Raw genomic sequence first — 6,052 nt, forward strand, 5'->3', positions numbered from 1 at the left:
CATTGATGGACTCAATGCGCTTCCCGTATTGGTCACTTACATCATCACAGGTTTGATAGGTGTTTTACTTTATAAAACACTTAAAAAAACATGGGTGCGCGAACGGCCATTCATTTCTTACACCCATATTTTTCAAGTTTGTGCCACGCTCGATCGCTATAGCTTCCCTTCTGGACATACACTCCATGCCATAAGTTTTACGACAATCTTAGCGCTCACCTATCCAGCATTGGGCACCCCGCTTTGGATTTTCACTGCTTTGATTGCATTGTCTCGACCAGTACTTGGCTTGCATTACCCAAGCGATGTATTAGTCGGAGCCATACTAGGCCTTGCTTTGGGTTTAGCTGGATACGGGTGTTTACTACTCATGTTGCCGCTTAGTTTTTCATAAGCCCTTTTTTCACAATCCCTGTTTTTCAAAATACCTAGCGTCACAATAATGTAGTAAATCGTTCATGTAGCTGTCTTTTTTGACACCTACATTAAGCCCATGCAAAACGAACTCACCCATACAAAGAACGTTAAAACGTTCTCTCTGATAGAAACGCTTAACTTTTGGCTAACCAATTACATTCCACGCGCAGCGAGCACACGCTTGATGCGACGACTAAGCAAGATAGAAAACCCTTTATTCGTTAAAGTCGCACTTAAGCTATGGCAATTTGCGAGTGATGATATGCGCTTACACGAAGCCAATCAGCAACACTTCAAAAGTCTGCATGAATGCTTTACACGAACATTACGGCCCGAGACACGCCCATTCCCCGAAGACAAAACACTGATCACCAGCCCTTGTGACGCTGTAATCGGGGCGCACGGAAAGCTAAAAAACCTAGAGTTACTCCAAATCAAAGGAATGCCTTATTCACTAAACGAGTTAACTCAAGGCGTGATTGATCTTGCACCCTATCGTGATGGCCATTACATCACCTTGCGCCTCAAATCGAGCATGTATCATCACATGCACGCGCCAATAGATTGCGATACATCGAGCATCCATTACATTTCTGGGGACACATGGAACGTCAACCCACCCACACTTAGGCGCATCGAAAAATTGTTCTGTAAAAACGAACGCGCTGTCATCGAGCTCACCCCTGAAGATACACATGCTCGAATAGCATTAGTTCCGATCGCAGCCATTCTGGTCTCAAGCATGCGTTTTTCACATTTAGATTTCCCTTTAGCGCTGCAATGCAAAGGAGCGAACAACATTCCTTTCGAGCGGCACTTCACACGTGGAGAACGCCTAGGAAATTTCGAGCATGGCTCAACAATTGTCATGCTCACCAGTAAGCATTTCACCTTCATGCCAGACATGGAAGAAGGGCAGATTATTCGCATGGGGCAAGCGCTAATGCGCCCAAATCACTTTCACGCTCAACCATCTACAGGTCAAATGTCATGAACCCAATGAACCAGCCTACGCCGCAAGGTGCCGTCGCGTCTTTCTTCGCCGAGTTGAATGAACTTCGATGGGACGATCATCGCTATTATCATCAAAGCCGCATAAACCAAACATTGCACTTTATTAGCTCAATTAGTTTTCTAACGGCTTATGTGATGCTCTTTATCAACCCAGGTGTGGCAGCGCTGATTGGCTGGGGGATCGGCATGGTGTCACGTCAAAGTGGCCATTTCTTTTTTGAACCTCGCGATTATGACCACATCAACAAAGCTACCCATGAACACAAAGAAGAAATCAAAGTGGGTTACAACTTAGACCGTAAACGCGTACTTCACGGCATCTGGGCAGCGATTCCAATTGCACTGTACTTTGACCCAACGCTTTTCGGCACGATGACCGCCTACACTGACTTCAATGGTTTTCTGAATAACATGGCCATCGCATGGCTAGTTTTAGGCGTCACAGCCCTGCTCTTTAGGACCTTCCATTTATTTTTTATTCGTGATGTAAAAACCGGCATAGCATGGTGCGTGAAAATTCTTACCGATCCTTTCCATGACTTCAAAATCTACATGAAGTCTCCGATTTATCTAATGCGCGGTCAGCTAATGGACCCAATGACCCACGCCGTATCAAGTAATCCAGACGAAATAGATCAAGAGTGCGATGCTCGAAGCTAAGGCTTTAGATCTTTTCAAAATGCGATAGAGAGGTAAGCAAAAATGACTGAACATACAAGCTCATTGAATCACGAGCAATTTGTGCTGCTAATGATTGCATTAGTGATTATCTACTTGCTCTATCGCATTGCAATCCGTCTGCAATTATCCAAAGCAAAGCACCCGTCTCTACTTGGGCACGCAAAGATGTCAAAGCAGGTAGCTAAACTTCTCCCGTACTATCGATATAACGACGCTAGAGTCTTTAATTGTGACAATGCGCCGGAGCATATTGCAGCACAACGCCAAGCCAGTTTTAACGATCTTAAAGAGCGATTAACACGTCTATCTCCTAACTCAATCGCTGCAAGCAAAAAACTGGAAGGAAAGTTATCGGATGTCGATTTCACTAACCGTTATCGCGTGCCATTTCAGTTTCGTGCTTTTATGCATAATGAGATGCCTATCGGTCTGATGGCCGATACAACGAGCGGTACGCAGATTCGCGACTTAGACGGCAACTGGAGTTATGACTTAACAGGTGCTTACGGCGTTAATCTGTACGGTTACGATTTCTACAAAGAATGCATGGACGAAGGAATCGCTCAAACACGCGAACTTGGCCCAGCGCTTGGCCCATATCATCCCTTAATCATCAACAATACCGATAAGCTCAAAGACATCTCCGGATTAGACGAAGTGTCTTATCATATGTCGGGTACTGAAGCCGTAATGCAAGCAGTTCGTCTCGCGCATTACCACACAGGTAAGAAACGAACCGTTGTTTTTTGCGGTGCTTACCACGGTTGGTGGGACGGGGTTCAACCCGGCATAGGCAATCCACGAAAAGTGCACGATGTGTATACCTTAAAAGAAATGTCTAACGACACGCTCAGGGTACTTAAAACACGAAAAGACATAGCCTGCGTCTTAGTTAATCCGCTGCAAGCGCTCAATCCAAATGGCGGGAGCAGTAGCGATTCGATGCTGATAGCTAGCGACCGCTCAGCGCATTTTGATAAAGAAGCCTACAGAGCATGGCTGAAAGCGCTTCGTGAGATCTGCACCAAGAAAAACATAGTCATGATCATGGACGAGGTATTTCTTGGGTTTCGCTTAGCGAAAGGTGGCGCTCAAGAGTATTTTGGCGTCCAAGCAGATATGGTCACCTACGGAAAAACACTCGGTGGCGGTTTGCCCGTTGGCGTCGTATGCGGCAAAGCAGAGCTAATGAAACGCTATAAAGAACACAAGCCGACGGATATATGTTTTGCGCGAGGGACCTTCAACGCACACCCATATGTCATGGGCGCCATGAATGCTTTTCTAAAACGCATAGAACAGCCGAAGTACTTGATCGAACCAGAGCGCTTAGACAAACAATGGAATACCCGAGCGCGCGTAATGAACGAAGTGTTTCAAGAAGCGGGTATTCCGATAAAAGTCGCCAACATGGCTTCTGTATTTGTGCCGATGTACACGCAAGCAAGTCGTTACAACTGGATGTATCAATACTATCTAAGAGCGGAAGGTTTGCTACTACCTTGGATTGGCACGGGACGCTTTATCTTTAGTCATAATTACAGTGATGAGGAATTCGAAACCGTCATCAAACGCATGGTTGCGGCAGGAATCGCCATGCAACATGCCGGTTGGTGGTGGCAAGCTCCGGCACTCACTAATAAATCAATCAAGCGTGATGTATTAAGAGAGCTAGTGAAAACCAAGCTGAGCGCTAAATCTAAATTGGCGAACTTAAGCTAGAATAAAAGTCTGAAGATTTAGGGTTTATATCGTCTAGACGATTCTCAATGATTTATTCGGACCAACTATGAAAAAAGCACTCATCCCCATTTTGCTCGTCACCCACATCATTGTTGGTGGCGTTGGCTTCGGCTTAGGCATTTATTTCTTGCCAATTTTAACTGCCCCACCGACTCCCTCAGAAGCAGAACTTGTTGAGTCGAGCAAATCGGCTAGCTACACCGCTACCTTTGTACGCGAACTAAAAGGCAGTGATAGTTTTCACTGGGGGGATGGCGACGTTTCACTGTCTCCTACAACCATCACTTTTCAAGGAGAGCTCGCCCCCGGCCCCGACTACAAGCTTTATCTAACGAAAGAATTTGTTGAAACCGAAGCCGAATTTGAGGCGATTAAAGACAACTCTCCTCAACTAGCAGACATCAAAACCTTTGACGGATTCATCGCGGATATTCCTAGTGGTGTAGTACTTGAGGACTACACCACAGTTTTGGTGTGGTGCGAGAGCTTTGGGGAATTTATTACCGCTGCAAAATATCGCGAGTAGCCACTTAGCCCTGACAACATTCCTCTTGTAAGAAGGTAATCAAGCCATCCAACTCCGCATACTGGGCGACACAATATAGCGTTCGCCCTTCTCTTCGTTGAACGATCAAGCCAGCAGAGGCCAAACCGCTGATGTGATGCGTTAGCGTTGACCCAGGAACATCTAGCTCATCTTTTAGTACACCAACCGGAACACCAGCCTCTCCGCCCTTCACTAATCGTTTATATATCGCCAAGCGAATTGGGTGCCCTAGTTCTTTTAGTGCCTTTGCAGCTTTATCTAAGTCCATACTGTATTCAACCAAACGAAATAATATTTCGATATTACCAGAAATATCTTGACGCACTCAAATTACACCATTATATTTCGATTATTCTAGAAATATAGATTTAATGGAGAAGTATTATGACCTTTACACTAGATATGCTGCGAGAAAGCTTAGGCATGTTTGCTTTTCTCGCTGTTGAGCTCACTGTTTTATTCTTGCTGATTAGTTATGGCGTTGGTGTTTTACAAGAACGTATTCCACCTCAGAAGATTCAAGCCATTCTTAGTAGTAAGAACGGAAAAGGCTATTTTGTCGCTAGCCTTCTCGGTGCGATCACACCATTTTGCTCCTGCTCTACCATTCCATTTTTGAAGGGTTTGTTACGCGCAAATGCGGGCTTTGGCACCATGATGGTGTTCCTGTTCTCAAGCCCACTCTTAAACCCCATTATCATTGGCTTGTTTGCGATCACCTTTGGCATAAAAGTCACTATTTTTTACTTCATTATCGCGATGGGTGTATCCGTTATTGCAGGTTTTCTGCTTGAAAAACTGGGGTTTGAACGCTTCGTAAAACCAGAAGCTTATGTGGAACCCGCTAAAACTTGCGGAAGTGGATGTGGCTCCAAAGCACCTATCAATAAATGGAAAGCAATATGGGACTCAACTTGGAGGGACTTTAAACAAGTTGCACCGTACTTATTTGGAGGCATTGCATTGGGCGCGTTGATATACGGATTTATGCCTACTGAATTCCTAAGCTCTGTTGCGAACAAAGAAAACCCTTGGGCAATTCCTGTGTCTGCTGTGATCGGTATTCCCCTATATATTCGCGCAGAAGCCGTTATCCCATTGAGTGCAGTATTGGTTGAAAAAGGCATGGCGCTTGGCGCAGTTATGGCATTGATTATTGGTAGTGCGGGAGCAAGTCTTACCGAAGTTATCTTACTGAAATCATTGTTTAAAAATCAGCTGATCGCTGCGTTCCTATTCGTCATTTTATCAATGGCGATTGCAGCAGGTTTCTTATACAACATTCTGTTCTAGCAAAATTAAGTGCCGTATCGCTTAGCTGCGGCACTTTCATTCTTCCTACCTGCTAATCGTCTTCAAAGCGATCTTCTAAATCAACTATTTAGATGTTGTTATACGTACTCGATTAATCTAATTTAGTTAACACAATTCAAAAAGATACACCCAGATGAATAAAAATAAATACAAACTCATTGGGCTATTTTTACTATTAGCCAGTGCAATATTAAAAGCCCAACAGACCGTTGTGTTAAGCAGTGGCGAATGGCTGCCATTCCAGTCACAAAACCTCAAACACGGCGATGTCGTGGCGCACATCGTTAGCGAAGCATTTAAAACGCAAGACATACAAGTGGAGCTGGAATACTACCC

Annotated in this window: 7 protein-coding genes and 1 pseudogene; 7 read left to right on the plus strand and 1 reads right to left on the minus strand. The window is 44.7% G+C overall.

Features of this window, described 5'->3' with window-relative positions:
* The 5 genes from A3762_RS03620 to A3762_RS03640 form a co-directional block, all read left to right on the plus strand.
* Window positions 1-394 (plus strand): phosphatase PAP2 family protein (locus A3762_RS03620; protein WP_156493195.1); only part of this gene is annotated, 394 nt, incomplete at its 5' end.
* 99 nt (window positions 395-493) lie between these two features.
* A complete protein-coding gene (gene asd / locus A3762_RS03625; protein WP_068754135.1) occupies window positions 494-1,411 on the plus strand; it encodes an archaetidylserine decarboxylase in 918 nt (305 codons plus the stop codon).
* On the plus strand, window positions 1,408-2,091 hold the full coding sequence (locus A3762_RS03630; protein WP_197469000.1) for a hypothetical protein: 684 nt from the start codon (window positions 1,408-1,410) through the stop codon (window positions 2,089-2,091). The genes asd and A3762_RS03630 overlap by 4 nt, the downstream gene beginning before the upstream one ends.
* 42 nt (window positions 2,092-2,133) lie before the next feature.
* Window positions 2,134-3,834, plus strand: a complete 1,701-nt coding sequence (locus A3762_RS03635) for an aminotransferase class III-fold pyridoxal phosphate-dependent enzyme (protein WP_068754137.1) — start codon at window positions 2,134-2,136, stop codon at window positions 3,832-3,834.
* 67 nt (window positions 3,835-3,901) lie between these two features.
* Window positions 3,902-4,381 carry a DM13 domain-containing protein gene (locus A3762_RS03640; protein ID WP_068754139.1) on the plus strand — a complete coding sequence of 160 codons (480 nt, stop codon included), beginning with the start codon at window positions 3,902-3,904 and terminating at the stop codon, window positions 4,379-4,381.
* 4 nt (window positions 4,382-4,385) lie between these two features.
* On the opposite strand, the gene A3762_RS03645 is transcribed toward A3762_RS03640, so the two are convergent.
* Window positions 4,386-4,727, minus strand: a complete 342-nt coding sequence (locus A3762_RS03645) for an ArsR/SmtB family transcription factor (protein WP_369820657.1) — start codon at window positions 4,725-4,727, stop codon at window positions 4,386-4,388.
* A gap of 59 nt (window positions 4,728-4,786) precedes the next feature.
* Here A3762_RS03645 and A3762_RS03650 point away from each other — a divergent pair, with 59 nt between their 5' ends.
* Both A3762_RS03650 and A3762_RS03655 read left to right on the plus strand, forming a co-directional pair.
* A complete protein-coding gene (locus A3762_RS03650) occupies window positions 4,787-5,695 on the plus strand; it encodes a permease (protein WP_068754141.1) in 909 nt (302 codons plus the stop codon).
* A gap of 154 nt (window positions 5,696-5,849) precedes the next feature.
* Window positions 5,850-6,052, plus strand: a pseudogene (locus A3762_RS03655) (hypothetical protein); the annotation flags it as partial.

The organism is Oleiphilus sp. HI0125, from assembly GCF_001635355.1.

Coding starts and splice junctions, on each gene's coding strand:
- asd (WP_068754135.1), top strand. CDS start 494: ATGCAAAACGAACTCACCCATACAAAGAACGTTAAAACGTTCTCTCTG.
- A3762_RS03630 (WP_197469000.1), top strand. CDS start 1,408: ATGAACCCAATGAACCAGCCTACGCCGCAAGGTGCCGTCGCGTCTTTC.
- A3762_RS03635 (WP_068754137.1), top strand. CDS start 2,134: ATGACTGAACATACAAGCTCATTGAATCACGAGCAATTTGTGCTGCTA.
- A3762_RS03640 (WP_068754139.1), top strand. CDS start 3,902: ATGAAAAAAGCACTCATCCCCATTTTGCTCGTCACCCACATCATTGTT.
- A3762_RS03650 (WP_068754141.1), top strand. CDS start 4,787: ATGACCTTTACACTAGATATGCTGCGAGAAAGCTTAGGCATGTTTGCT.